Origin of the sequence: Streptomyces sp. NPDC093111 (genome assembly GCF_040683955.1) — a bacterium.
Lineage (GTDB): Bacteria > Actinomycetota > Actinomycetes > Streptomycetales > Streptomycetaceae > Streptomyces.
Map to the genome: position 1 here is coordinate 450,696 of NZ_JBFBNW010000002.1, position 25,388 is coordinate 476,083.

General features: G+C 71.3%; 22 protein-coding genes. 12 read left to right on the forward strand and 10 right to left on the reverse strand.

The features are described 5' to 3' along the window. Nucleotides 1-6: 6 nt before the first annotated feature. The 4 genes from galU to obgE all read left to right on the forward strand — a co-directional run bounded on the left by galU (nucleotide 7) and on the right by obgE (nucleotide 3,271). Nucleotides 7-945, forward strand: a complete 939-nt coding sequence (galU, locus tag AB0Q96_RS04395; RefSeq protein WP_365321529.1) for a UTP--glucose-1-phosphate uridylyltransferase GalU — start codon at nucleotides 7-9, stop codon at nucleotides 943-945. 185 nt (nucleotides 946-1,130) lie between these two features. Further along, nucleotides 1,131-1,451: a 50S ribosomal protein L21 gene (rplU, locus tag AB0Q96_RS04400; RefSeq protein WP_329420562.1), complete on the forward strand. Its 321-nt coding sequence runs from the start codon at nucleotides 1,131-1,133 to the stop codon at nucleotides 1,449-1,451. Between the two features lie 14 nt (nucleotides 1,452-1,465). Continuing rightward, nucleotides 1,466-1,720, forward strand: coding sequence for a 50S ribosomal protein L27 (gene rpmA, locus AB0Q96_RS04405; protein WP_030494090.1), 255 nt, complete (start codon nucleotides 1,466-1,468; stop codon nucleotides 1,718-1,720). A 111-nt stretch (nucleotides 1,721-1,831) separates the two neighbouring features. Continuing rightward, nucleotides 1,832-3,271, forward strand: a complete 1,440-nt coding sequence (obgE, locus tag AB0Q96_RS04410; protein ID WP_365321531.1) for a GTPase ObgE — start codon at nucleotides 1,832-1,834, stop codon at nucleotides 3,269-3,271. Between the two features lie 129 nt (nucleotides 3,272-3,400). On the opposite strand, the gene AB0Q96_RS04415 is transcribed toward obgE, so the two are convergent. The 9 genes from AB0Q96_RS04415 to rfbB form a co-directional block, all read right to left on the reverse strand. Beyond that, nucleotides 3,401-4,918, reverse strand: coding sequence for a DUF6020 family protein (locus tag AB0Q96_RS04415; protein WP_365321533.1), 1,518 nt, complete (start codon nucleotides 4,916-4,918; stop codon nucleotides 3,401-3,403). 20 nt (nucleotides 4,919-4,938) lie between these two features. Next, the gene (locus AB0Q96_RS04420; RefSeq protein ID WP_365321535.1) at nucleotides 4,939-8,505 is read right to left on the reverse strand and encodes a CDP-glycerol glycerophosphotransferase family protein; all 3,567 of its coding nucleotides are present in this window, start codon (nucleotides 8,503-8,505) and stop codon (nucleotides 4,939-4,941) included. Nucleotides 8,506-8,575: 70 nt separating this feature from the next. Then, a complete protein-coding gene (locus AB0Q96_RS04425) occupies nucleotides 8,576-10,804 on the reverse strand; it encodes a bifunctional glycosyltransferase family 2 protein/CDP-glycerol:glycerophosphate glycerophosphotransferase (RefSeq protein ID WP_365321536.1) in 2,229 nt (742 codons plus the stop codon). Nucleotides 10,805-10,923: 119 nt separating this feature from the next. Next, on the reverse strand, nucleotides 10,924-11,829 hold the full coding sequence (locus tag AB0Q96_RS04430; RefSeq protein WP_365321538.1) for a glycosyltransferase: 906 nt from the start codon (nucleotides 11,827-11,829) through the stop codon (nucleotides 10,924-10,926). After that, on the reverse strand, nucleotides 11,826-12,560 hold the full coding sequence (locus tag AB0Q96_RS04435) for a glycosyltransferase family 2 protein (RefSeq protein WP_365321540.1): 735 nt from the start codon (nucleotides 12,558-12,560) through the stop codon (nucleotides 11,826-11,828). Before AB0Q96_RS04435 ends, AB0Q96_RS04430 begins: the two co-directional genes overlap by 4 nt. Then, nucleotides 12,557-12,931: a DUF2304 domain-containing protein gene (locus AB0Q96_RS04440; protein ID WP_365321542.1), complete on the reverse strand. Its 375-nt coding sequence runs from the start codon at nucleotides 12,929-12,931 to the stop codon at nucleotides 12,557-12,559. The genes AB0Q96_RS04435 and AB0Q96_RS04440 overlap by 4 nt, the downstream gene beginning before the upstream one ends. Before the next feature lie 152 nt (nucleotides 12,932-13,083). After that, on the reverse strand, nucleotides 13,084-14,352 hold the full coding sequence (locus tag AB0Q96_RS04445) for a hypothetical protein (RefSeq protein ID WP_365321544.1): 1,269 nt from the start codon (nucleotides 14,350-14,352) through the stop codon (nucleotides 13,084-13,086). Then, nucleotides 14,349-15,227 (reverse strand): dTDP-4-dehydrorhamnose reductase, encoded by an 879-nt coding sequence (rfbD, locus tag AB0Q96_RS04450; RefSeq protein ID WP_365321545.1) that lies wholly within the window; start codon nucleotides 15,225-15,227, stop codon nucleotides 14,349-14,351. Before rfbD ends, AB0Q96_RS04445 begins: the two co-directional genes overlap by 4 nt. Next, nucleotides 15,224-16,213, reverse strand: a complete 990-nt coding sequence (gene rfbB / locus AB0Q96_RS04455) for a dTDP-glucose 4,6-dehydratase (protein ID WP_365321547.1) — start codon at nucleotides 16,211-16,213, stop codon at nucleotides 15,224-15,226. The genes rfbD and rfbB overlap by 4 nt, the downstream gene beginning before the upstream one ends. Before the next feature lie 103 nt (nucleotides 16,214-16,316). Here rfbB and rfbA point away from each other — a divergent pair, with 103 nt between their 5' ends. From rfbA to AB0Q96_RS04495, 8 genes are all read left to right on the forward strand, one after another. Further along, nucleotides 16,317-17,195 (forward strand): glucose-1-phosphate thymidylyltransferase RfbA, encoded by an 879-nt coding sequence (gene rfbA, locus AB0Q96_RS04460; RefSeq protein WP_365321549.1) that lies wholly within the window; start codon nucleotides 16,317-16,319, stop codon nucleotides 17,193-17,195. Between the two features lie 17 nt (nucleotides 17,196-17,212). Beyond that, nucleotides 17,213-17,818 carry a dTDP-4-dehydrorhamnose 3,5-epimerase gene (gene rfbC / locus AB0Q96_RS04465; protein ID WP_365321551.1) on the forward strand — a complete coding sequence of 202 codons (606 nt, stop codon included), beginning with the start codon at nucleotides 17,213-17,215 and terminating at the stop codon, nucleotides 17,816-17,818. Nucleotides 17,819-17,924: 106 nt separating this feature from the next. Then, on the forward strand, nucleotides 17,925-18,941 hold the full coding sequence (gene galE, locus AB0Q96_RS04470; protein ID WP_365321553.1) for a UDP-glucose 4-epimerase GalE: 1,017 nt from the start codon (nucleotides 17,925-17,927) through the stop codon (nucleotides 18,939-18,941). Nucleotides 18,942-19,045: 104 nt separating this feature from the next. Further along, on the forward strand, nucleotides 19,046-20,146 hold the full coding sequence (gene proB, locus AB0Q96_RS04475) for a glutamate 5-kinase (RefSeq protein WP_365321555.1): 1,101 nt from the start codon (nucleotides 19,046-19,048) through the stop codon (nucleotides 20,144-20,146). Between the two features lie 239 nt (nucleotides 20,147-20,385). Next, the gene (locus AB0Q96_RS04480; RefSeq protein ID WP_365321556.1) at nucleotides 20,386-20,889 is read left to right on the forward strand and encodes a hypothetical protein; all 504 of its coding nucleotides are present in this window, start codon (nucleotides 20,386-20,388) and stop codon (nucleotides 20,887-20,889) included. 89 nt (nucleotides 20,890-20,978) lie between these two features. Next, on the forward strand, nucleotides 20,979-22,262 hold the full coding sequence (locus tag AB0Q96_RS04485; RefSeq protein ID WP_365321557.1) for a glutamate-5-semialdehyde dehydrogenase: 1,284 nt from the start codon (nucleotides 20,979-20,981) through the stop codon (nucleotides 22,260-22,262). A 76-nt stretch (nucleotides 22,263-22,338) separates the two neighbouring features. Then, nucleotides 22,339-22,914 (forward strand): hypothetical protein, encoded by a 576-nt coding sequence (locus tag AB0Q96_RS04490; RefSeq protein ID WP_365321559.1) that lies wholly within the window; start codon nucleotides 22,339-22,341, stop codon nucleotides 22,912-22,914. 79 nt (nucleotides 22,915-22,993) lie between these two features. Beyond that, nucleotides 22,994-24,070: a hypothetical protein gene (locus tag AB0Q96_RS04495; RefSeq protein ID WP_365321560.1), complete on the forward strand. Its 1,077-nt coding sequence runs from the start codon at nucleotides 22,994-22,996 to the stop codon at nucleotides 24,068-24,070. On the opposite strand, the gene AB0Q96_RS04500 is transcribed toward AB0Q96_RS04495, so the two are convergent. Next, nucleotides 24,055-25,263 carry a M48 family metallopeptidase gene (locus AB0Q96_RS04500; protein WP_365321562.1) on the reverse strand — a complete coding sequence of 403 codons (1,209 nt, stop codon included), beginning with the start codon at nucleotides 25,261-25,263 and terminating at the stop codon, nucleotides 24,055-24,057. The two genes, AB0Q96_RS04495 and AB0Q96_RS04500, sit on opposite strands and share 16 nt — an antisense overlap. Between the last annotated feature and the right edge of the window lie 125 nt (nucleotides 25,264-25,388).

Genomic DNA, 25,388 nt, shown 5'->3' on the forward strand with positions numbered 1-25,388 from the left:
AGCCCGATGAACAACACCCCCGCCCCCCAGGTGCGCAAGGCCGTCATCCCCGCCGCCGGTCTCGGCACGCGCTTCCTTCCCGCCACGAAGGCGACGCCCAAGGAGATGCTGCCGGTCGTCGACAAGCCGGCGATCCAGTACGTGGTGGAGGAGGCGGTCTCGGCGGGTCTGTCGGACGTCCTGATGATCACCGGCCGCAACAAGCGTCCGCTCGAGGACCACTTCGACCGCAACTACGAGCTGGAGGAGGCGCTCACCCGCAAGGGTGACGACGAGCGCCTCGCGCGGGTCCAGGAGTCCAGCGAGCTCGCCACCATGCACTACGTGCGCCAGGGCGACCCGCGGGGCCTCGGCCACGCCGTGCTGTGCGCGCAGCCGCACGTCGGCGACGAGCCCTTCGCGGTCCTCCTCGGCGACGACCTGATCGACCCGCGCGACCCGCTGCTCGCCCGGATGCTGGAGGTCCTCGCGGCCGGCGGCGGCAGCGTCGTCGCGCTGATGGAGGTCGACCCGGCGCAGATCCACCTGTACGGCTGCGCGGCCGTCGAGCCGACCGCCGACGCCGACGTCGTACGGATCACCGGCCTGGTCGAGAAGCCGGACGCGGCGGACGCGCCGAGCAACTACGCGATCATCGGCCGCTACGTCCTCGACCCGGCCGTCTTCGGCGTCCTCGGCGAGACCGAGCCGGGCCGCGGCGGCGAGATCCAGCTCACCGACGCGCTGCAGAAGATGGCGGCCGACGAGACGCTGGGCGGCCCCGTGCACGGTGTCGTCTTCAAGGGCCGCCGGTACGACACGGGCGACCGCGGCGACTACCTGCGGGCCATCGTGCGGCTCGCCTGCGAGCGCGAGGACCTGGGCCCGGACTTCCGCGCCTGGCTCAAGGGCTTCGTCGCGGAGACCGCCGCGGGCGACCCGTCGGTCGACGCGGCCGGGATTTGACCCCCTGCGGGAGCCGCCCGTAACCTAGACCGTCGGCGTGTCTGATTGCGCCACACCTCTGAGCACCTCCCTCCCGGTCCTCCGGGAGAGGCCGCTCGTCCGATTCCGGATCGCCGCGGGCCCCCGGGCCCGCGCGTGGGCGGCTGGCATCAGAGGACCCGTTCCCCGAGTGAGAGAGAGTCCGCGTGTACGCCATCGTGCGCAGCGGTGGTCGCCAGCACAAGGTTGCTGTCGGCGACATCGTTGAGGTTGACAAGATTTCCACCGCCAAGGTCGGCGACACGGTCGAGCTCTCGACCCTGCTCGTGGTCGACGGCGACGCCGTGACCAGCGACCCGTGGGTCCTGGCGGGCATCAAGGTCGAGGCCCAGGTCGTGGACCACCACAAGGGTGCCAAGATCGACATCCTGCGCTACAAGAACAAGACGGGCTACCGTCGTCGCCAGGGTCACCGTCAGCAGTACACGGCGATCAAGGTCACGTCCATCCCGACGGCCGCGAAGTAAAGAGGGACTGAGCAATGGCACACAAGAAGGGCGCATCGTCCACCCGGAACGGGCGCGATTCCAACGCCCAGCGGCTCGGCGTGAAGCGCTTCGGCGGTCAGGTCGTCAACGCGGGTGAGATCCTGGTCCGCCAGCGTGGCACCCACTTCCACCCGGGTTCGGGTGTGGGCCGTGGCGGCGACGACACGCTGTTCGCCCTGCAGGCCGGTTCGGTGCAGTTCGGCACCTTCCGTGGCCGCAAGGTCGTGAACATCGTTCCGGTCGCCTGATCGGAAGCTTTGCGGAGGCGGACCTCACTTCCCGTTAGGGAAGCGGGTCCGCCTTTCGCGTGTTACTAGATAGACATTCCACCTGTTTTACGTATCTGGAGGCACAGAACCATGACCACCTTCGTGGACCGCGTCGAGCTGCACGTCGCCGCGGGTAACGGGGGCCACGGCTGCGCCTCCGTGCATCGGGAGAAGTTCAAGCCGCTCGGCGGCCCCGACGGCGGCAACGGCGGCCGTGGCGGCGACGTGATCCTGGTCGTCGACCAGGCGATCACCACCCTCCTGGACTACCACCACTCGCCGCACCGCAAGGCCACCAACGGCCAGCCCGGCGCCGGCGACAACCGCTCCGGCAAGGACGGCCAGGACCTGGTCCTGCCCGTGCCCGACGGCACCGTCGTCCTCGACAAGGCGGGCAACGTCCTCGCCGACCTGGTCGGACAGGGCACCACCTACGTCGCGGGCCAGGGCGGCCGCGGCGGCCTCGGCAACGCGGCGCTGTCCTCGGCCCGCCGCAAGGCCCCCGGCTTCGCGCTCCTCGGCGAGCCCGGCGAGGCGGGGGACGTCGTCCTGGAGCTGAAGACGGTCGCCGACGTGGCGCTCGTCGGCTACCCGAGCGCGGGCAAGTCCTCGCTCATCTCCGTGCTCTCGGCCGCCAAGCCGAAGATCGCCGACTACCCCTTCACGACCCTCGTCCCGAACCTGGGCGTGGTCACCGCCGGCTCGACCGTCTACACGATCGCCGACGTCCCCGGCCTGATCCCCGGCGCGAGCCAGGGCCGTGGCCTGGGCCTGGAGTTCCTGCGCCACGTCGAGCGCTGCTCGGTCCTCGTCCACGTCCTCGACACGGCGACGCTGGAGTCCGACCGCGACCCGGTCTCCGACCTCGACATCATCGAGGAGGAGCTGCGGCAGTACGGTGGCCTTGAGGACCGCCCGCGCCTCGTCGTCCTCAACAAGATCGACATCCCGGACGGCCAGGACCTCGCGGACATGATCCGCCCGGAGCTCGAAGAGCGCGGCTACCAGGTGTACGAGGTCTCCGCCGTGGCCCGTACGGGTCTCAAGGAGCTCTCCTACGCCCTCGCCGGCATCGTCGGCGAGGCCCGCGCGGCCAAGCCCGTGGAGGAGGCGACCCGCATCGTCATCCGCCCGAAGGCGGTCGACGACGCCGGCTTCACCGTCACCTACGACGAGGCCGAGGACGTGTACCGGGTGCGCGGCGAGAAGCCCGAGCGCTGGGTCCGCCAGACCGACTTCAACAACGACGAGGCCGTCGGCTACCTGGCCGACCGCCTCAACCGCCTCGGCGTCGAGGACCAGCTGATGAAGGCCGGCGCCCGCGCCGGCGACGGCGTGGCGATCGGTGCCGAGGACAACGCGGTCGTCTTCGACTGGGAGCCCACGATGATGGCCGGCGCCGAGATGCTCGGCCGCCGAGGCGAGGACCACCGCCTGGAGGCCCCCCGCCCGGCCGCCCAGCGCCGCCGCGACCGCGACGCCGAGCGCGTCGACCCGCAGCGGGAGTTCGACGACTTCAACCCGTTCTAGGCAGCGGCCGGAACACCTCTGCGGCCCCCGTCGGATCTGCTCCGGCGGGGGCCGGGTCGTTCTCCCGGGAGCCACGCACACGAAAGGGGCCCGCCTCCTCGACCGAGGAGGCGGGCCCCTTTCGTACCGTCAGGCGACCGGTTCGGGCTCCGGTTCGGGGTCCGGCGTGGTGTTCCGCTTCGCTTCCCGCTGCTCCGGCTCCGGCTTGGAGCGCTTGCTCCAGTTCGGCCTCGCGCCGATCAGGGGCAGCGTGAGGATGCCCAGGAACATCGGGGCGAACATGTAGCGGGCCAGCGGCGCCGGGTTGGCGGCGACCACCGTGAGCTGGAGCGCCAGCGGGAGGGCGAGCAGCGCCACCGGGGCCCAGGTGCGGTTCCTCCGGGAGAAGGCGAGCACCACGGCGTACGCCGCGTAGCACCAGATCGCGCCGCGGAACAGCAGCCACTGCAGCTGCGGCGTCTTGCTGGCCTTCCAGACGAAGAACGCGGCGTCGTGCAGGGTGTCGTTGAGCGGGCGGACCTTCAGGATCGGGCGGTACGGGCTGTCCGCCATCTCCGGGTTCCAGTCCGCCCAGCCGAACAGGTTCTTCGGCACGGACGGCGGGCTGATCAGCGTGTGGCCCATCTTGTCGACCGGGCCGGGGAACGGCGACCACGCGATGTGCGAGCGGCACACGCGGGCCGAGATCATCTGGTCCGGGGTCCGCTTCAGGACGCGGAACCACAGGTCGATCAGCTGGTCGTTGTACTGGTCCGCCAGCTTGCGGTTCATGGGCTTCTTCATCGCCCAGTCGGCGTTGTAGCAGTTCGCCGCGCGCCCGCCCCAGTGGGACAGCGGGGCGACCTTCGCCATGAGCTCCTTGTCGGCCTCGGTGAAGGTCTGCGGGACCTTGCCGTAGACCACCGCGATGTCCGCGTAGTTCATCGCGTACACCTGGTCCTTGGTCGGCGTGATGACGCCGATGGCCGGGTAGATCACCGTCTGGAGCAGCGCCGCGATGGTCACCGGGACGACCGTCGCGAACAGCAGCCACTTGCGCATCTTCGGCAGCGTCAGCAGCAGCACCGGCACCGCGATGACGGCGACGAGCAGACCGTTGTTGCGGAACAGGCCCATCGCCAGGAAGCCGAGGAACAGCATGGCGATCTCGTTGCGGAAGACCTTGTCCCGGAGCTGGGACTCGCCCCTCAGCCGCCGCGCCGCGAGCCGGCCCGTCGCGCCGAAGGCGAGGACCGCGCCGATCGCGAACGGCACGTCCTTCCACACGTAGATGACGAAGGTGCCGATCGACGGCAGCACCGCGCAGGCGACCGCCGCCGTGAAGCCCCACTTCCCCTTCACGCCGAACATGCGCAGCGTGACGACGACGTAGGCCAGCGCCGCGGCCATCGCCACGGACTGGGCGAACGTCAGCAGCGCCAGGTCACCGGTGATCTGGAGCGAGAGCCAGACCAGACCGTCGTACGCCACCGAGTGGTTGGACATCCAGTGCCCGGTGGTGACGTGCCACACGTACGAGATCGAGTCGTAGCTCATCCCGCCCGGATAGAACGCGGCCCACCACACCAGGAAGATCAGCTGCGTCGCGGCGTACACGGCCACCGGCAGCCGCCGCTGGGCCGGGATCCGCTCGACTATCCGGTTCACAAACGGGATGGATGGCCTCTTCAACGCTGCTCCGCGGGCTCGGTGGACGGGCTGTCGGGGTGGGCGAGCTCCAGCATCCGCGTGATCACGCGCCCGGCGGCGTGGCCGTCGTCGAGGTCGCAGAACACGTCCCGGAACTCCTGGTACGCGTCGGTGTAGCCGGCGCTGATGCTGTCGATGTCGCCGAGCGCGTCGATGAGCTCGTCGGACGTCTGCAGCAGCGGACCGGGGGCCCGCTTCTCGAAGTCGAAGTAGAAGCCGCGCAGCTGGTCGCGGTAGTACTCCAGGTCGTACGTGAAGAACAGCATCGGCCGGCCCGTGTTCGCGAAGTCGAACATGAGGGACGAGTAGTCCGTGACCAGCACGTCGGTGATGAGGAAGAGCTCGGCGATGTCCGGGTAGGACGAGACGTCGAAGACGAAGCCGTCACCCGCGCCGGGCACCGCGTCCACGATGTTCGAGTGCTTGCGCACGAGGAGGACGTGGTCCTCGCCGAGCCGCTCGGCGGCCTTCTCGACGTCGACGCGGAGATCGAACTTGTAGTTGCCCGCCTGGTAGAACTGGTCGTCCCGCCAGGTCGGCGCGTACAGCACGACCTTCTTGCCCTCGGGCAGTCCGATCCGCTCCCGCACGATCCGCGCCAGGTCGTCCGTCTTCTCCGACAGCAGCACGTCGTTGCGCGGGTAGCCGGACTCCAGGATCTCCCCGTCGTACTGGAACGCCCGCTTCATGATCGGGGTCGAGAACCGGTTCGGGGAGACGAGGAAGCTCCAGCTCGGGGTCTCCTCCGCCACCTTCGACAGGTACTTGCGGTCCGCGAACTGCACGCTGTCGATGTCGTGGCCGATCCGCTTGAGCGGGGTGCCGTGCCAGGTCTGGACGATGACCTGGCCCTCACGGCGCCGGATCCAGAACGGCAGGTGGGTGTTGGTCACGATGTACCGGCTGTTGCCGAGCGCCTCGTACCACTCGCGGCTCCAGCGGCGGATGACCTTCACGCCCTCCGGGATCTCCGCCCGGCGGTCCTCCACGACCCACACGTGCTCCAGCTCGGAGCCCTGGCGCAGCAGCTCCTCGTAGACCGCGCGCGGCGAGTCGGAGAACTGGCGGCCCGAGAAGGAGGCGTACAGAACGGTGTCCTTCAGGGCGGCCGTACGGGCCTCCTGGTACACCGTGTTGCGCAGCTCGCGCTGGCGGAACCAGCCGACCTCCTCCGCGTTCAGGTCGGGGGAGGCGTCGACGAGGAGCCGGTCGTAGAAGCGGTGGGTCAGCGCGTAGTCGCGGCCCCGTACCGAGAAGGAGACCGGCAGGGTGCCGAGGGCCGTCGGGACGGCCCGGACCGGCACCTCGACGCGGCTGTCGACGGTGCGGACGAAGAGGTACCAGCGGCCCTGGCGCAGCGGCACCTTGGTGAGGCCGCCGGGCACCGGCAGGAAGTCGGCGTGGAAGACGCCGTCCTCGACGCCGACCGGGTGGGTGTGCTCCTCGGCGTGCCGGCTGTGCCGCAGCACGAGCTCCAGGGGCTCGTCGACGGCGGCGGGCAGGGCGCCCTCCAGGACGATGCGGCCCTCGGGGCTCACCGTCGCCTTGGCGATCATGGGCTGGACCGGCTGGGTCCGCAGCACGAGGCGTCCGACGCCGTCGTTGGCGACCGCGACGGTCCTGGCCCCCCACGCGGCGGTGGCGGTGCCGTCGACGGGGTGCTGGCGGCCCAGGTCGCCCTGGCGGTCGTTGACCGCGACGGGGTGGGCCCGCTTGCCGAGCGTGAGCTCGGCCGTCCACTTGTCGGTGACCTCCAGGTCCGCGGAGTCGCGGCCCTCGACGTCCAGGTCGGCCAGCGGGACGCGCGCGGAGAACTCGGCGCCGTTCCGGGTGACGGGGAACTCCAGGGTGGCCTCGGAGCCGGCGTGGGTGAGGCGCAGCGCGGGCTTGGCGCCGTCGGCGGCGGCCTCGTGGCCGAGGACGCCGGAGAGCTCGACGACACCGTCGGCGACCCGGTGACCGGTCAGCCGGGCGCGGATCAGCTCGACGCGCAGGTACAGGTGGCTGTCGGTGACGAACGGGACGACCCGGACGTCCTTCTCCGCCCAGTGCGGGGCCGGGCTCTCGGCGTTGCCGCTCTCGCCGGCCTTCAGCCGGGTGCGGCGGGCCACGCCCTCCTGGACGGTGGCGAAGGTGAGCCGCCACACGCCGTCCCGCCAGCCGCCGCGGCCCTTGAGCTTGGCCGGGTTGACGTCGAGCGAGAAGCCGGACCAGTCGTAGTTGTGCAGCGACTGCCCGGAGGTCTGGGTGGCCGTCGGGGCCTTGGTCCGGCTGGGGCGGACCAGGACGGTGCGCCGGCTGCCGCTCTCGCGCAGCATCAGCACGCGCAGCGAGGACTTGGGCGTGGCGGTCGCCAGGTTGCGGATGTAGGCGTGGCCGTCGATGTGCAGCCGGCCGTTCTGCCACAGGATCTGCTCGGCGCGGGCGCGGGCGGAGAACTCGGCGCCGACCTTCAGGACCTCGCGCGGAACGGCGCCGTTGGCCTTGTCGAGCACCGGGTAGTCGGCGAAGTGCCGCAGGCCCTGGCGGGTGACCGGGACGGCCCGGCCGGTCTCGCGCTCGAAGGCCAGCAGGTCGAGGAGCTCGGCGAGCCGGCCCTCGGTGATCAGGTGGCACTTGAGCCGCAGCGACACGTCGACGCGGGGCAGCACCTGGGGGTCGACCCGGCTGAGGTAGTCGGAGGCGCCCGTCATGAACAGCTCGCGGAACTCCTCACCGGCCTCGTCGAGCACGCCCATGAACAGCGGCAGCTCGTCGCTGATGAAGATCTCGTCGTACCAGCGCTTGTGCTCCGCGAACTCCTCGCCCGGCTGCGTGCCGAGGAAGCGGCTCACGGAGTCGCACGACCTTATGCGGTCGCGCACGTTGACCGGCTCGGTGCGGCGCTGGGTGATCGACGGGGCGCCGCCGGTCCGCTGCCGCCACAGGTAGACCGGGTCGCCGAGGACGTCGACGGACTCGGCCCGGAAGTGCGCCGGCAGGGTCACCGGGGCGTCCTCGTACAGGATGCCCGGGAACTCGAAGGCGTGCCGCTCCCAGAAGGAGCGCCGGAAGACCTTGTTCCACGCGGTGCGGTCGTAGACCAGCGCCTTGTCGCGGGAGATGTGGGTGCGGTCGCGGTCCTTGTTGAGGCGCTTCTCGTGCAGCGGGGAGATCAGGATCTCGCCGGCCTTGAGCAGGTTCACGTTGCCGCTGGCGAAGTCCGAACCGGTCTCGTCCAGCTTGGCGACGAACCGCTCGTAGGCGTCCGGCAGCACGATGTCGTCGCTGTCGACGAACGCGAGGTACTCGGTGCCGTCCGTGAGGTGCGCGACACCGGTGTTACGGGCGGGTCCCAGCCCCTGGTTCTCCTGCGCGACCACCCGGATCCGCGCGTCCTTCGCCGCCCAGCTCTCGGCGATCGCGAGGCTGCCGTCCTTGGAGCCGTCGTCGACGACGATCGCCTCCCAGTCGGTGAAGGTCTGGTCGGCAAGGGACTGCAGGCACTCGTCGAGGAAGAGCTCCACGTTGTACACGGGAACGATTACTGACAGGCGGGGAGGCATTGGGTACTGCGCCTTTCCTCAAGGTGTTTCGTGCGTGACGGCGATGTACGGCTCGCCGGACACGGTAGCTCTAGCCGCGGGTGCGAGGGCTCGGGCGCTCCGGAGGGAGCACCACCGGCGGTACATTCTCCTCGTTCAGGAACACCCTGCGTACCACGCGCTCGGCCGCGGAACCGTCGTCGAACTCACAGAACCGCCTCCGGAACTCGGTGCGCAGCGCCGCGGACTCCTCGTCCGACCAGCGCCCCGAGAGGAAGACGTCGAGCAGCTCGGGCTCGGTTGCCACGACGTGGCCGGGCTTCTCGACGTGGATGTCGAAGTAGGTGCCGCGGGTCGCGCGGTAGACGTCCCAGTCGTTGGCGTAGACGACGACGGGCCGGTCGAGCAGCGCGTAGTCGAACATCAGCGAGGAGTAGTCCGTCAGCAGGCAGTCGGCGGCGAGGAACAACTCCTCGACCGAGGGGTGGCGGCTGACGTCCACGACGCCGGAGCCGTCCTTCGGGCCGGTGCCGCCGGGACCGTCCAGGAGGAAGTAGTGCGCCCGGGACAGCACGGTGAAGCCCTCGCCGAGGCGGGCCGCCAGGTGCTCCAGGTCGAGCAGCGGCTGCGGCACGTTCTGGTAGTCGCGGTGGGTCGGCGCGTACAGCACGACCGTGGTGTCCGCGGGCAGCCCGAGCGCCGCGCGGGCGCGCAGCCGCTCGTCCTCGCCGGCCCGGACGAGCACGTCGTTGCGCGGGTAGCCGTAGTCCAGCTTGGTGTACTCGGCCGGGTAGGCGCGGTCCCAGATTGCCGTGGTGAAGCTGTTGGCGGAGACGCTGTAGTCCCAGCGGTCCACCCGCTCCATCAGCGACGGCATGTCCAGGTCGCCCTGGGCGACGGGGAACTCGGCCAGGTCGACGCCCATCCGCTTCAGCGGGGTGCCGTGGTGCGTCTGGACGTGGACCTGTCCGGGCCGCTTGACCACCCGGGTGGGGAAGTTGACGTTGTTGACGAAGTACTTCCCCCGGGCCATCGCGCGCCAGAAGCCGAACGAGCCGGGGTGCACGACCGTGGTGCCGGGCGGCGGGGTGTTGCGCGAGCCGGGCTTCAGCACCCAGGTCGTCTTCACCTTCGGCGCGAGCTCCATCAGCTTCTGGTGCACGGCGGCCGGGTTGCAGGCGTAGTCGGTGTTCCAGTACGCGGCGAACACGGCCGTGTCGTTCTGCACGGGCAGCAGGCGCTGCGCCCGGTAGTAGCCGGCCAGCACCGCGGTGCGCAGCGGCTTGCGCAGCCGGCGCGGGGCCGCCTTGACCTTGCGGGCGGTGCGGTACGCGCGCCGGGCGGCGCCGCGCACGGGGGCCGGCAGCTTGCCGACGGCCTTGCGTCGGGCGGAGGCGGAGCCCTGCGGGGTGACGTGTCCGGCCGGACGGTACTGCTTCTCGTACCGGAGGAAGGTCGCGCGGAACTCGGCGCGGGCCTCGTCGGGGAGGCGGCCGGGGGAGTTCTCGACCACCCGGAAGTGGGTGATCATGCGGTCGAAGAGCGGGCCGCGCCAGGCGTCGAACTCGGGGTGCGCGTCGAGGAACGCGAAGACCAGGGCGTACTGGTCGAAGACGTCGAAGTGCTTGCGGCTGGTGCTGTGCAGGATGCTGCCCTGGCGGCGCTGCCGGTAGTGCACGCAGATCCGGGGGAGCACCGCGATGGACTCGGCGGCGATGAGCACCGGGTACGTCCAGGGGGTGTCCTCGTAGTAGCCGGTGGGGTACTCGAAGCCCCAGCGCTCCACGAAGTCCCGGCGGTACGCCTTGTTCCAGGCGACCTGGAGCAGCCCGAGCAGGCCCGGGTTGGCGTCCAGGGCGACGGCCTCGCGCGGGCTGTCGGCGAGCACCTTGGCCTTGGCGTTCGGGGTGATCCGGCCGTCCCAGTGCGTGCGCGCGTAGTCGAAGACCAGCAGCTCCGGGTCGCCGGTCTCGTCGAGCCGCTGGGCGATCGCCGCGAGCGAGCCGGGCAGCAGCGTGTCGTCGCTGTCCAGGAAGAGCAGGTAGGTGCCCTTGGCCCGGGTCATGCCGGCGTTGCGGGCCCGGCCCAGGCCCACGTTCTGGGCCAGCTGCAGGGCTTCCACGCGCGGGTCGAGCGCCGCGTACTCGTCCATGATCGCGCCGCAGGCGTCCGGCGATGCGTCGTTGACCGCGATCAGCTCGAAGTCCTGGAAGGACTGGCTCAGCACCGAGTCGAGACAGTCGCGCAGGTACGCCTCCACCCCGTACGCCGGAACGATGATGCTGAACCGGGGGGCGTCGGACCGCTGCGCTGCTTGCATGGGAGTCATGGGGGCTTAGGGCTTCCGGACGAACGGCGTACTGGACACGGGATACGGGATACGGGCGGACCACGTCCGAGCGGGGCGGCGGGAACGTTCCCGCCGCCCCGCTCGGACGGTCACTGCGAGCTGGTCAGGGCATAACCCAGCAGTTTGCGCACGGCGGCCGACTGCCGGTGGCGCAGGGCCCCCGGCACCATGGTCAGCGCGTGCAGCCGCATCGACAGATGGCGGCGGGCCGCCCTCGCGGCCTTCGGCCACCCGTGCCGGTCGAGCTCGTCGGCGACCTCGTTGAAGAACCGCACGGCCTCGCCGAAGCGGGCTCCGGAGACGGCCTCGGAGGACGACAGGCTGCCCGAGTGGCGCCGGTAGCGGAACGCGGTGGCCGGCTCGACCACCAGCTTCTCGCCGCGCCGGATCAGCTCGATGATCAGCGCCAGGTCCTGGATGACCGACAGGTCCTCCCGGAAGCTGACCGCCTTCACGGCGTCGGCCCGCCACACGATCGACGGGAAGTAGAGCCAGTTGCCGCCGAGCAGGTTCGCGGCCAGCGGCTCGCCCGACAGGACCAGCCGGCGCCCGTCGTCCTTCGGCGCGTACAGCCGCTTCTTGACCTCGTCGCCCAGGGTGCTCGACGGGGCGCCGTTCTCGTCGATGACCTCGACGCCCGGCTGGTAGATCGCCGCACCGGGCTCGGCCTCGATCGCGGCGCGCATCGTCTCGACGTACGTCGGCAGCAGCAGGTCGTCACTGCCCAGCATCGAGAAGTACGTGGACTCGACGAGGTCGACGCACTTGCGGAAGTTCTTGGTGATGCCCAGGTTCTGCTCGTTGCGCTGGTACCGGACGCGGCTGTCGCCGAGGGAGGCGAACCACTCGGGCACGCCCTCCTCCTTGCCGTCGTCCACGACGGTCAGGCGCCAGTCCCCGTCCGTCTGGTCGAGCACACTGCGGACGGCGGCCTGCATCAGACCGGTGTCGCCGTAGTGCGGCAGCATGATGTCCAGGGTGCCGAGCGCCGTCACTTGGCCTTCCCCTTGGGGCCGAGGGCGGAGCGGCGGCTCATCGCGAGCAGCAGGATCATGCCGATGCGGCCCAGGTACAGGGTGGCCTTCCACGGCGACTGGCTCGGGGTGCCGGTCGCGCGCGGGCGCATCGCGACGGGCACCTGCTCGATCCGGTAGCCGGCCCGGACCACGGCGATGGAGGACTCCACCGTGTCGCCCAGGTACTCCACCGGGTACCAGTGCGCGAAGACGTCGATCAGGTCGCGGTTGGAGGCGCGGAAGCCCGAGGTGACGTCGGTCAGCTTGGTCTTGGCCATGCGCGAGAGCCAGAAGGCGAGCACGAGCATCGCCCACTTGCGCGGGCCGCGGGTCTCGTAGTCGCCGGTGCCCGCGAAGCGCGCGCCCATGACGAGGTCCGCGCCGCCCTCCAGACGGGCCAGCAGCTCCGGCACGTTGCGCGGGTCGTGCTGACCGTCCGCGTCGACCTGGATGGCCACGTCGTAGCCGCGGTCGTGCGCGTAGCGGTAGCCGGCGCGCATCGCGCCGCCGACGCCGAGGTTGTACGGGAGGGTCATCACGGTCGCGCCGGCACCGCGCGCCACGGCGCTGGTGTCGTCGGCGGAGCCGTCGTCGACGACGAGGACGTCGACGCCGGGGAGGGTCGTGTAGACCTCCTTGACGACGTCGGCGACGCCCTCGGCCTCGTTCCACGCCGGCATGATGATCAGTACGCGCTTGCCGTCGATCACTTGCCGCTCCCCTGACCCGCCGTGTCGGCCTTCTCCGCCAGCTCCTTGCGCAACTCCGTGACGTCGATGCGCAGCAGGGCCACCTCCTCCGAGAGGGTGCGGCCCTCCTCTTCCAGGTGGCCCACCTCCCAGCTCAGCTGGAGGGAGACGATGAAGAGGAACGCGACGCTGAGGAAGAGCAGGAGGCTCACGCCGGAGGCGACGCCCACCGCGCGGGCGACCGAGTCCAGACCGCTGGGGAAGAAGCCGAGCGGGATGATCACCAGACCGGTGAGCACCCACAGGAACGCGTACTTCTCCTTGAGCTTGCGGCGGCGCAGCAGCTCCACGATGCACGCGACGAGAAAGACTCCGGTGACCGAAGTCAGCATCCACAGCTTCATGCGTGGCTCCGGTGTATGGGACGACTCATGGAAAGGGCCTGTCTACTCTTCCAGGGGTGGGCGGCTGGAGAAGGAGCCACCGGATTGCAGTCCACTGTCCGTCGCGATGGTCACGGAGAGTGAGGGAATGGTGATCATTCCTATGAGTGCACCGAACGGTAGCCTACACGAGCGCGAAGGACGAGAGTCATATAGGTGACGACCGCGAGAGACCCCAGCGCATAGGCCACTTCGACCCTCGTCCGCAGCTCCAGGGGACTGAGAGTGACCGCCATCAGGACGCCCGTCCCCACCACCCACGCGAGCAGCTGCTGACGCGCCGCACCACTCGTGAGCAGCGCCTGGCCGAGCACCATCGCCAGCATGTAGAGCAGCGTCCCGAGCGACAGCCACGCGAAGTCCACCGGCCCCAGCACGTCCGGCGAACCGAACAGCACCGGCAGCAGCACCGGCCCCAGCGCGACCACGCCGATGCCGAACGCCGCCCCGAGACCCGCCGTCAGACCGCAGGCCCGCAGCAGCAGCCGCCGGTACGCCGGAGCGTTCCCCTCGGCCTGCGCCGTCGAAAGACCCGCGAGCAGCGAGGCCTGGAAGGCCCCGAACGCGAACAGCGGCACCCGCACCAGGACCAGTGCCGAGAGCAGCGCGGCCACCAGGGCACTGTCGTCCGTCGCGATCAGCTTGGTGCTGATCACCGCGATGTTCACGAGCACCTGGGCGAGCAGCGTCGAACCCACGAGCAGCCCCAGGTGCTCGATCAGCTCCCGCCACTGCGCCGTCGAACCCGCCTTGGCCCCGCGGAACACCGGCGGCAGCGTCACGGCCACCGCGATCAGCGGCGCCACCGTCATCACCGCGGCGAACGCGAAGGCCGAGGTCACCCCGGCCAGCGCCAGAGCCACCGACAGCACGATCCGCAGCAGACCGTCGAGACCGAGCTGCAGCCCGTACGCCTCGAAACGGCCGAGCCCCGCCAGCACACCCCGGGTCACATAGGCGACGGCCAGCGCCGCGAAGGCGCCGCCGACCGCGAGGACCAGACTCTCGTCCCCGTGGAAGAAGAGGTCCGCGAGCGGTGCGGAGAACAGCGCCAGCGGCAGCAGCACCGCCACCAGCAGCCCGAACGAGAGCGCCGCGCCGCGCCGCAGCACGGGCAGCGCCCCGTCGCCGGCCACCACCCGGGCGGCCACCACCCGGGTGATCTCCTGCTCGACCGGGAAGAACAGTCCCAGACCGATGGAGGCCACCGCCGTCCACAGGACCGAGAAGCTGGCCATGTCGTCGACGGAGAGCGAGTGGCCCGCCGCCGCGAGATGCACGTAGTTGGCCCCGCCCAGCACCACGGTGCCGATACCGACGAAGGCGGTGCCGCGGGGCAGTGCCGTGCCGATCCGGTCGAGCAGACTCACGCGCCGGACCGTCCCGGAGCCATGACCCGCAGGGCCTCGGTGAGCTGCTCGCGCCAGTGCGGCTGCGCCGCGACGCCCGCCTCGGCCCAGCGCTCGTGCGCGAGGACGCTGAAGGACGGCCGGCGCGCCGGGCGCACGAACTTCTCCGAGGTCGTCGGCCGCACCCGCTCCGGGTCCAGACCGGTCAGCTCGAAGGCCGCCCGCGCCAGGTCGAACCAGGTCGCCGTCTCGGAGGCCGTGCCGTGGTAGACGCCCGCCGGGGCCCTGCCCGCCACGGCCGCCTCGCCCAGCTCCCGCAGCTGGCGGGCCAGCGCACGGGTCCAGGTCGGCTGGCCGCGCTGGTCGTCGACCACGTCCACGGTGTCGAGACGCTCGGCCAGGCCCAGCATCGTCGCCACGAAGTTGCGGCCGTGCGCCCCGTACAGCCACGCGGTGCGCACCACGTAGCCGCGCTCGGGCAGCAGCTCGGTGACGGCCAGCTCGCCCGCCAGCTTGCTGCGGCCGTAGGCGTTCACCGGGGCGGTGGGCGCGTCGTGCCGGTACGGCTCGGTGGCGTCGCCCGGGAAGACGTAGTCCGTGGAGACCTGGATCAGCACGGCGCCGGTCTCGGCGCAGGCCGCCGCCAGGGCGCGCGGTCCGTCGCCGTTGATCCGGGTGGCCGCGGCCTCCTCGGTCTCGGCGCCGTCGACGTCGGTCCACGCGGCGGCGTTGACCACCACGTCATGACCGGCCACCGCCGCGCGGACCGCGGCGGCGTCGGTGATGTCCAGCTCCTGGCGGGTCAGCGCGGTGTACTCCACGCCGCCCTCCGCGAGCACCTCGGCGAGGTCGCGGCCGAGCATCCCGGCCGCACCGGTGATCAGCCAGCGGCTCATGCGGACAGCGCCGCCTTCGCCTTCAGCGGCTCCCACCAGGCGCGGTTGTCGCGGTACCACTGCACGGTGCTCGCGAGGCCCTGCTCGAAGGTGACCTGCGGCGCGTAGCCGAGCTCCTCCTGGATCTTGGCGATCGACAGGGAGTAGCGCAGGTCGTGGCCCTTGCGGTCCTCGACGTGCTCGACCATGTCCCAGCCGGCGCCGCAGGCGTCCAGCAGGAGACCGGTGAGCTCCTTGTTGGTGACCTCGGTGCCGCCGCCGATGTGGTAGACCTCACCGGCGCGGCCGCCGCGCAGCACCATCTCGATGCCACGGCAGTGGTCGGAGACGTGCAGCCAGTCGCGGATGTTGAGGCCCTCGCCGTAGAGCGGCACCTTCTTCCCGTCCAGCAGGTTCGTGGTGAACAGCGGGATCATCTTCTCGGGGAAGTGGTACTGCCCGTAGTTGTTGGAGCAGCGCGTCACGACGACGTCCATGCCGTGCGTGCGGTGGTACGACAGGGCCAGCAGGTCGGAGCCCGCCTTGGAGGCCGAGTACGGGGAGTTCGGCGCGAGCGGCCAGTCCTCGGTCCAGGTGCCCTCGGCGATCGAGCCGTAGACCTCGTCCGTGGAGACGTGGACGAAGCGGCCGACGCCGTGGCGCTTGGCGGAGTCCAGCAGGACCTGGGTGCCCAGCACGTTCGTCGTGACGAACGGCGAGGCGTCCAGGATCGAGCGGTCCACGTGGGACTCGGCCGCGAAGTGCACGACCGCGTCCTGGCCGCGCATCGCGTCGTCGACGGTCGCGTAGTCGCGGATGTCGCCGTGGACGAAGGTGTAGCCGGGCTTGTCCGCCACCGGGGCGAGGTTCGCCTCGTTGCCGGAGTAGGTCAGGTTGTCCAGGACGGTGACCTGGGCGCCCTTGCCCGAGGGCAGCTCTTCGGAGAGCAGTGCCCGCACGAACTGTGAACCGATGAACCCGGCGCCGCCGGTGACGAGAATCTTCATAAGGGCCACCATTCTATGGGGTGGGCTTCGCGCAGCGTTCCGTGGCCGTTCTCACGGACGGGATGGTGAACGGCCCCGTGGGGCTGCCGTAGGCTGCGTGCCCATGCGTGGAATTTTGCTTGCCGGTGGTACCGGCTCCCGACTGTGGCCGATCACCCGAGCCGTGTCGAAGCAGCTGATGCCGGTCTTCGACAAGCCGATGATCTATTACCCCCTGACCACCCTCGTGATGGCGGGGATCAAGGACATTCTGATCATCACCGGTCCGGAGGAGCGCCCGCAGTTCGAGCGCCTGCTGGGCGACGGGTCCGATTTCGGACTCGACATCCAGTTCGCCACCCAGGAGCACCCCAACGGAATTGCCGAGGCATTCGTCATCGGCGAGGAATTCATCGGTGACGAGCCCGTCGCCCTGATCCTCGGCGACAACATCTTCCACGGCACGGGCCTCGGCCGGCAGCTCGCGGACTACCGCGAGCCCGAGGGCGGTGTGGTCTTCGCCCACGCCGTCTCCGACCCCACCGCCTACGGTGTCGTCGACTTCGACGAGAACGGCGTCGCCCGTTCCATCGAGGAGAAGCCGAAGAACCCGAAGTCCCGCTACGCGGTGCCGGGCCTCTACTTCTACGACAGCCGGGTCGTCGAGATCGCCAAGAACCTGGAGCCCAGCGCCCGGGGCGAGCTGGAGATCACCGACGTCAACAAGCACTACCTCGACCGCGGCGAGCTCCAGGTCTCGGTCCTCGACCGCGGCACCGTCTGGCTCGACACCGGCACCTTCCAGTCGCTCGTCCAGGCCTCCGAGTTCGTCCGCGTGGTCGAGGAGCGCCAGGGCATGAAGATCGGCTGCCTCGAAGAGGCCGCCTGGCACGCCGGGTTCATCGACGACGAGCAGCTGCGCGCCCTCGCCCAGCCGCTGACCAAGAGCGGCTACGGCGACTACCTGATCGACCTGCTGGCCTACAAGGCCGAGAAGGCCTGAGAGGACCGAACGTTTCCATGAAGGTCAACCCCCTCGGCATCGAAGGCGCCTGGGAGTTCATCCCGCAGCAGTTCGGGGACGCCCGCGGGCTCTTCCTGGAGTGGTACAAGGCCGAGCGCATGGCCGAGGCCGTCGGCCACCCGCTGAACCTGAAGCAGGGCAACCTCTCCGTCTCCGCCGCCGGTGTCGTGCGCGGCATTCACTTCGCCGACGTCCCGCCCGGCCAGGCCAAGTACGTGACCTGCGTCCGCGGCGCGGTCCTCGACATCATCGTCGACGTACGGGTCGGCTCGCCGACCTTCGGCAAGTGGGAGGCCGTGCGCCTCGACGACCAGGACCGCAAGGCCGTCTACCTCTCCGAGGGCCTCGGCCACGGCTTCTGCGCGCTCACCGACGACGCGACCGTCACCTACCTCTGCTCCGAGGGCTACGCCCCCGGGCGCGAGCACACGGTGTACCCGCTCGACCCGGAGATCGGCATCGAGTGGCCGGTCGAGGGCGTGCCCGAGCTGTCCGCCAAGGACGCCGAGGGCCCGACCCTCGCCCAGGCGCGCGAGGCCGGCATCCTGCCCGTGTACGAGGAGTGCGTGGCCTTCCGCGCCTCGCTCGCCGAGCGCGGCTGAGCCCTCCGCCCCCGCCCGATCCGCTCATGACGACGGCCCGCCGGTTCCCCTCGGGGAAACCGCCGGGCCGCCGTCGTTCCGTACCGCTTCGCGTTAGGCTGCCCGAATGACGTGGCTCATCACCGGCGGCGCCGGCTACATCGGTTCCCATGTCGTCAAGTCCATGACCGAGGCCGGTGAGCGGGTGGTCGTCCTGGACGACCTCTCCTCCGGCGACCCGGCCAGAGTCCCCGCGGGGGTGCCGCTGGAGCGCGGCACCGTCCTCGACCGGGCCTTCCTCGACCGGGTCCTCGCCGCGCACGGGATCCGCGGCATCGTCCACCTCGCCGCGAAGAAGGCCGTCGGTGAATCCGTCGAACGCCCGCTCCACTACTACCGCGAGAACGTGTCGGGCCTCCAGGTCCTGCTCGAAGCCGCCGCCGCGGCCGGCGTCGACTCCTTCCTCTTCTCCTCCTCCGCCTCGGTCTACGGGACCCCCGACACCGACCTGGTCACCGAGGACACCCCCTGCGCGCCGCTCAGCCCGTACGGCGAGACCAAGGTCGCCGGCGAGTGGATGGTCCGCTCCGTCGGCCGGGCCCACTCCATGGCCACCGCCTGCCTGCGCTACTTCAACGTCGCGGGCACCGCCACCGCGGAACTCGCCGACACCGGCTTCTTCAACCTCGTCCCCATGGTCTTCCAGCGCCTCGACGCCGGGCGGCCGCCGCTGGTCTTCGGCGACGACTACGCCACCCCCGACGGCACCTGCGTCCGCGACTACATCCACGTCTCCGACCTCGCCGAGGCCCATCTGGCCGCCGCCCGCCGGCTCGCCGAGCTGGCCGCGGCCGGGGAGCACCGGGACCTCACGCTCAACATCGGGCGCGGGGAGGGCGTCTCGGTGCGGGAGATGATCGACCTGATCCTCGAGGTCACCGGCAGCACCGTCGCACCCGAGGTCGTCGCCCGCCGCCCCGGAGACCCGGCGAAGGTGGTCGCCTCCGCCGAACGGATCTCCGCCGAGCTCGGCTGGAAGGCCCGCCACGACGTCCGCTCCATGATCGCCTCGGCCTGGGCGGCGCACACCGGCGACGCCGCACCGGCCCCCGGCCCGCGCACGGCCGTCCAGCACCCGGAATAGAGGGGCGCCGCGGAAACGCGGTCGCGTAGATTGCGCGACGGACAGCCGAGGCGAGCAGGACAGGCACGATGGGGTCGACGCAGGTGACAGTGGCAAGGCAGTACGTGACGGAAGCCCGCAGGATCGTCGTGAAGGTCGGCTCCTCCTCGCTGACCACCGCTACCGGCGGCCTCGACGCCGACCGGGTCGACGCCCTCGTCGACGTGCTCGCCAAGGTCCGCAGCGGCGGCGAGAAGGAGATCGTCCTGGTCTCCTCCGGCGCCATCGCCGCCGGCCTCGCCCCGCTCGGCCTGACCCGCCGCCCCAAGGACCTCGCCCGGCAGCAGGCCGCCGCCAGCGTCGGCCAGGGACTGCTCGTCGCCCGCTACACCGCCTCCTTCGCGCGCTACGGCGTACGCGTCGGGCAGGTCCTGCTCACCACCGACGACACCAGCCGCCGCGCGCACTACCGCAACGCCTACCGGACCCTCGACCAGCTGCTCGCCATGGGCGCCCTGCCGGTCGTCAACGAGAACGACACCGTCGCCACCGACGAGATCCGCTTCGGTGACAACGACCGGCTCGCCGCCCTCGTCGCCCACCTCGTCCGCGCCGACCTGCTGGTCCTCCTCTCCGACGTGGACGGCCTCTACGACGGCGACCCGGCCAAGCCCGGCACCGCGAGGATCGCCGAGGTCACCGGGCCCGCCGACATCGCCCACGTCGAGATCGGCTCGGCCGGCAAGGCGGGCGTCGGCACCGGCGGCATGGTCACCAAGGTCGAGGCCGCCCGGATCGCCGCCGCCGCCGGCATCCCCGTCGTCCTGACCTCCGCGAGCCGCGCCGCCGACGCCCTCGCCGGCCGCGACACCGGCACCTACTTCCACCGCACCGGCCGCCGCTCCGCCGACCGGCTCCTGTGGCTCGCGCACGCCTCCACCCCGAGGGGCGCGCTGACCCTCGACGACGGCGCCGTCCGGGCCGTGGTCGAGGGCAAGAAGTCGCTCCTGGCGGCCGGGATCGCCGCCGTCGAGGGCGAGTTCACCGCCGGCGACCCGGTCGAGCTCCGCGACCCCGCGGGCCGCGCGGTCGCCCGCGGCCTGGTCAACTTCGACGCCAAGGAACTGCCGAGGCTCCTCGGCCGCTCCACCCACGACCTGGCCAGGGAACTCGGCCCGGAGTACGAGCGCGAGATCGTCCACCGCGACGACCTCGTCGTGATGTGAACGGGGCCCCGCGGACCGGCGCCCGTCAACCCGACGCCCCTGAACGGCGTCCTGTGGAACGGCGTCCTGTGAACCGAAACGGCTGAAAGTCTGGTCATCCGGTAGGGACCTTTACCAAAACCGCCCCACGCACCGCCCCGGGCTGGTCAACTTTGACTCGGGGGCACGGAGAGGGCGGGGAACACCAGCACGCGCACACGCAGCTGCACGCAGCACAGGCATCACACAGGAGGCCGCCGGTGAGACGAGCGCGCCCAGGGGCACAGCCCCGCGGGTCGGCCGAACGCGCCCTGACGAGCGTCGAGGCGGGAGCCGACTTCGACGACTTCGACGGGTCCGACGGGACCGACGAGTCCGACACCACGGACGAGACGACGAGAGCCCGGGTCCCGGAGCGGGAACTGTCCAAGCTCTGGCACATCACCCTCTGCGTCTCCGGCGCGGAGGCCCCGCTGAAGGAGGTGCGCCGTGCCCTGGAACAGCTGGCCCACGACCACCCCTTCCTGCTGACCAGCCGCTACGCCAACGACCACGCCGAGATCCGGTACTGGGAGGAGGCCCGCGACCTCCACGACGCCGCGGCCGTCGCCCTGCGCCTGTGGGGCGAGCACCGGCAGAGCGCCAAGCTGCCGCCCTGGGAGATCGTCGGCCTGGAGGTCATCGACCGGGAGACCTACCACCAGCGGATCGCCGAGGGCTACGGCCCGCCGCCGGCCGCCCCGGTGGGCGTCCACCCGTACTGACGGGCCGACCACCCGGCGCGCGTCTCGCGGTACGGGACGGGCGAGCCGGACGTGAGGGATGTCCGCAGAGGTGCCAGTACCCTGCGGGCATGACCTCGCTCACGCCCTTCGACAACATGTCCCCGGTCACCCAGGCCGCCTACCGGGCCCGCGGCGCCGCCGCCGAGATCGCGCCACTCCCGCGCGCGACCAAGGACGACGCCCTGCTCGCCGTCGCGGACGCCCTGGAGGTCCGCACGGCCGAGATCGTCGAGGCCAACGCCGAGGACATCGCCCGCGCCCGCGAGGCCGGCACCAGCGAGGCCATCATCGACCGGCTCACCCTCACCCCCGAGCGGGTGCGGGCCATCGCCGAGGACGTCCGGCACGTGGCCGCCCTGCCCGACCCGGTCGGCGAGGTCGTCCGCGGCTCCACCCTCCCCAACGGCATCGACCTGCGCCAGGTCCGCGTCCCGCTCGGCGTCGTCGGCATCATCTACGAGGCCCGGCCCAACGTCACCGTCGACGCCGCCGCCCTCTGCCTCAAGTCCGGCAACGCCGTCCTGCTCCGCGGCTCCTCCTCCGCGTACTCCTCCAACAGCGCCCTGGTGAAGGTCCTGCGCGACGCCGTCGGCGGCGCCGGACTGCCCGCCGACGCCATCCAGCTCGTGCCCGGCGAGTCCCGCGAGTCCGTGCGCGAGCTGATGCGCGCCCGCGGCCTCGTCGACGTCCTGATCCCGCGCGGCGGCGCCTCCCTGATCCGCACGGTCGTCGAGGAGTCCACCGTCCCGGTCATCGAGACCGGCACCGGCAACTGCCACGTCTACGTCGACGCCCAGACCGACCTGGACATGGCCGTCGAGATCCTGGTCAACTCCAAGGCCCACCGGGTCAGCGTCTGCAACGCCGCCGAGACCCTCCTGGTCCACCAGGACATCGCCGACGCCTTCCTGCCCCGCGCCCTGGACGCCCTCGCCGAGGCCGGCGTCACCGTCCACGCCGACGAGCGGGTCCTCGCCCACGCCGAGGGCACCAAGGCCACCGTCGTCCCGGCCACCCCCGAGGACTGGGAGACCGAATACCTCTCCTACGACATCGCCGCCGCCGTCGTCGACTCCCTCGACAAGGCCGTCGAGCACATCCGGCTCTGGTCCTCCGGCCACACCGAGGCCATCGTCACCACCTCCCAGGCCGCGGCCCGCCGCTTCACCCAGCTGGTCGACTCGACCACGGTCGCCGTGAACGCCTCCACCCGCTTCACGGACGGCGGACAGTTCGGCTTCGGCGCCGAGATCGGCATCTCCACCCAGAAGCTGCACGCCCGGGGCCCCATGGGCCTTCCGGAGCTCACCTCCACCAAGTACATCGTGACCGGCGACGGTCACGTCCGGTAGCCGGCCGCCCGGATCCGGGCGGGGACAGTTCGCGCTCTCCCTGCCCAAAACCCCCTCTCAGGTCTACTCTGAATCCGTGCCGGACGACGTGGGGGGCACGCCGTCCCAGAACGGCGGAGACCCCGAGGACTCTGTCGACCGCGGAGGCGCGGACGACTTCGCCGCCGTGGTCTTCGACGAGGACTTCGTCCGGGCCGCGACCGTCCACGAGCCGACCGCCGTCGAGCGCCTGCTCGCCGCCGCCCAGGCCCGCGCCGAGGCGGAGGCGGCCCGCGCCCGGGCCGTCGCGGGACTCCCCGACGACGAGCTCTACGAGGACGGCTACGGCCTGGAACCGCGCCGCTACGCGGACGGCTACGACCCGGACACCGCCGAGGATGACTTCGGCCCCTACGGCCCCCACGGCGGCGCCCTGCGCCCCTACCGGGGCAGCGCCCGCTGGCACCGGCCGGTCGCCTGGGTGCTCGCCCTGGTGATGGGCGTCGGCATGGTCGCCCTCGCCTTCAGCGCGGTCTACCGAGGCGCCTCCGCGAACCGCCAGGACCGCATCCCGCCGCCGGCCACCAGCGGCGTGGACAAGCCCCGCGCCGTTCCCTCCGCCGCCACCCCGCCCTCCGCGCCCGCCGTTCCGGCCGCGCCCGGCGCCCACTGACCCCGGTCCGTCGGACTTCGTCGGAAGTTGTCGCGCAGCTCGGCGTTTACCGGGGCTTCCGCAGACCTACCCTGAAGGTATGGCAGGGCGTGGCGACCCGCCTGAGGGGACCCCCGAGGGGCTCCCCGGCGGTGAGGACGAGTACCGTGCCGTCGTCTTCGACGATGCGTTCGTCCGCGCTGCCCGGCTCCAGGAGTTCTCCGCCCAGGAACGGATGGGGGAGCACGCCCAGGCCGTCAGGTCCCGCCCCTCCTGGGAGGGCCGGAGCGGCTCCCGGCAGGCCCTGCTGCTGGTGCTGCTGATCCTGCTGGCCTTCGGCACCGCCGTCTACCTCGGCGTCCGCAACCCCTACCAGCCCCCCGTCGACCAGCGGGCCGAACCCCTGCGGACCACCGTCGTCCCGCTCGCCCCGCAGGGCTCCGTGACGGGCGGCGAACCCGACCGGCTCTTCGCCCACAGTCCCGCCGCCGAGTACCCCAGCGGCGCGGCGGGGATCAACTTCCCGCTGACCGACCGCACCCCCCACTTCTCCGAGAGCCAGGTCCTGTCCGCCCTCGGCATCGCCAAGGAGTACCTGGTCGCCTCCTCCCTCGAACCCGGCGTCCTCACCGGCGCGACCGTCCGCCCGGCCCGGCTCCTGATCGACCCGGACCAGCTGGAGCAGTTCGACCGGAGCGTCGAGCAGCCCCAGGACGACGGCCGGCACGCCGTCGCCGGCTGGCTCGTGCGCTTCGACCCCCACCAGGTGACCCTCGCCGCCCCCACCGCCCGGGTCCACGGCACCCTGCGCGTCCAGGAGCTCGACACCGACCTCCTGGAGGTCACGGCGGACCACACCTTCACCTACGCCGTCCGGCCCGCCACCAGCGGCACCGGCCCGGCGCCCCAGGCCTCGCTGTTCACGGTCCACCGCGAGCTGCACTTCCGCTTCGACCGCGAGGACCTGCGGATGCACCGCGCGGAGCTGCTCAGCAGCACCGTCCAGGCCGGCCCGCAGTCCTGCGGCGCCGACGCCACCGGCTCCCTGCACCCGCTGCTCGCGGGCCAGCGCGCCGACCGGTCCCGCCAGGGTGTCACCGACCCGTACGCCACGGGCCGGCCCACCACCTCGGCGCTCTGCGGGACGCTGGCCCCGAGCGCTCAGCCCTCGCTCTGACCGCCCCGCTCGTCCTTCCCCGGCCGCTCGCCGCCCCGACCGCCCTTGGCCCCCGGGGCTCCCTTGCCGCCGTCCTCGGTGCCGTCGGTGCTTTCGGTGCCGTCGGTGCCGTCGGTGCCGTCGGTGTTCGTGGTTCCCCCGGTGCCGCCACCGCCGCCGCCGAAGCGCCCGAACAGCTTGCCGCCGAGGTCGCCCGCGAGGTCCCCGGCGCCGCCGGCTATGTCGTTGACCAGCTTCATCAGCGGATCCTTGCTGCCGCGCACCGTGTCGGCGTAGTGCCGCCCGGACTCGCGGAAGGAGTCGGTCACCGAGGTGTCCTTGTCCTCGGACCGCTTCGGGTAGTGCCCGTCCATGATCCGCTGGTAGTCCCGGGTCTCGGACCACTTCTTCAGCTCGGCCGCCCGGACCGTGGTGAACGGGTGCGAGCGCGGCAGCACGTTGAGGATCTTCAGCACGGAGTCGCGCAGGTCGCCGCCCTTCTCGTACTCGTCGGCCTGGGCGAGGAAGGCGTCCACGTTCATCTCGTGGAGGTGGTTGCCGCCGGCGATCTTCATCAGGCCGCGCATGGAGGACTGGACGTCCTGTCCCACGAGCAGCCCCGCCCGGTCCGCCGAGAGCTCCGACTTGCGGAACCACTCGCGCAGTGCCGTCACGATCGCCATGATCGCCACGTTGCCCAGCGGGATCCAGGCGACCTTCACGGCCAGGCTGGTGAGGAAGAGCAGGATCGTCCGGTAGACCGCGTGGCCCGACAGCGCGTGGCCCACCTCGTGCCCGACGACGGCCCGCATCTCCTCCTCGTCGAGCAGCTCCACCAGGCCGGTGGTGACCACGATGATCGGCTCGTCCAGACCGATGCACATCGCGTTGGGCTTGGGGTCCTGCGTGACGTACATCGGCGGGACCTTCTCCAGGTCCAGGATGTAACACGCGTCCCGCAGCATGTCGTTGAGGTGGGAGAACTGCGCGTCGCTCACCCGCACGGAGTCGGAGAGGAACAGCAGTCGCAGGCTCCGCTCGGGCAGCAGCCCGCTGAGCGCCTTGAAGACGGTGTCGAAGCCGCTCAGCTTGCGCAGCGCGACCAGGGCCGAGCGGTCGGCCGGGTGCTCGTAGGCCCGCGAGGAGATACCGGCGAAGCGCTTGCGCCGGCGCCCGGGAAGGTTCTCGTGCCCGTTGTTGGTCTGCTCGGTCATGGATGCCCCCATTTCGTACGAGTCGGTGCTCGTCCCCCTGACGCAACCCAGACTAGGCGAGGGGGCTACCGTGTGCCGGAGCCTGTGGATAACTCGGGCACTGCGGACAACCGAGGAGCACGACC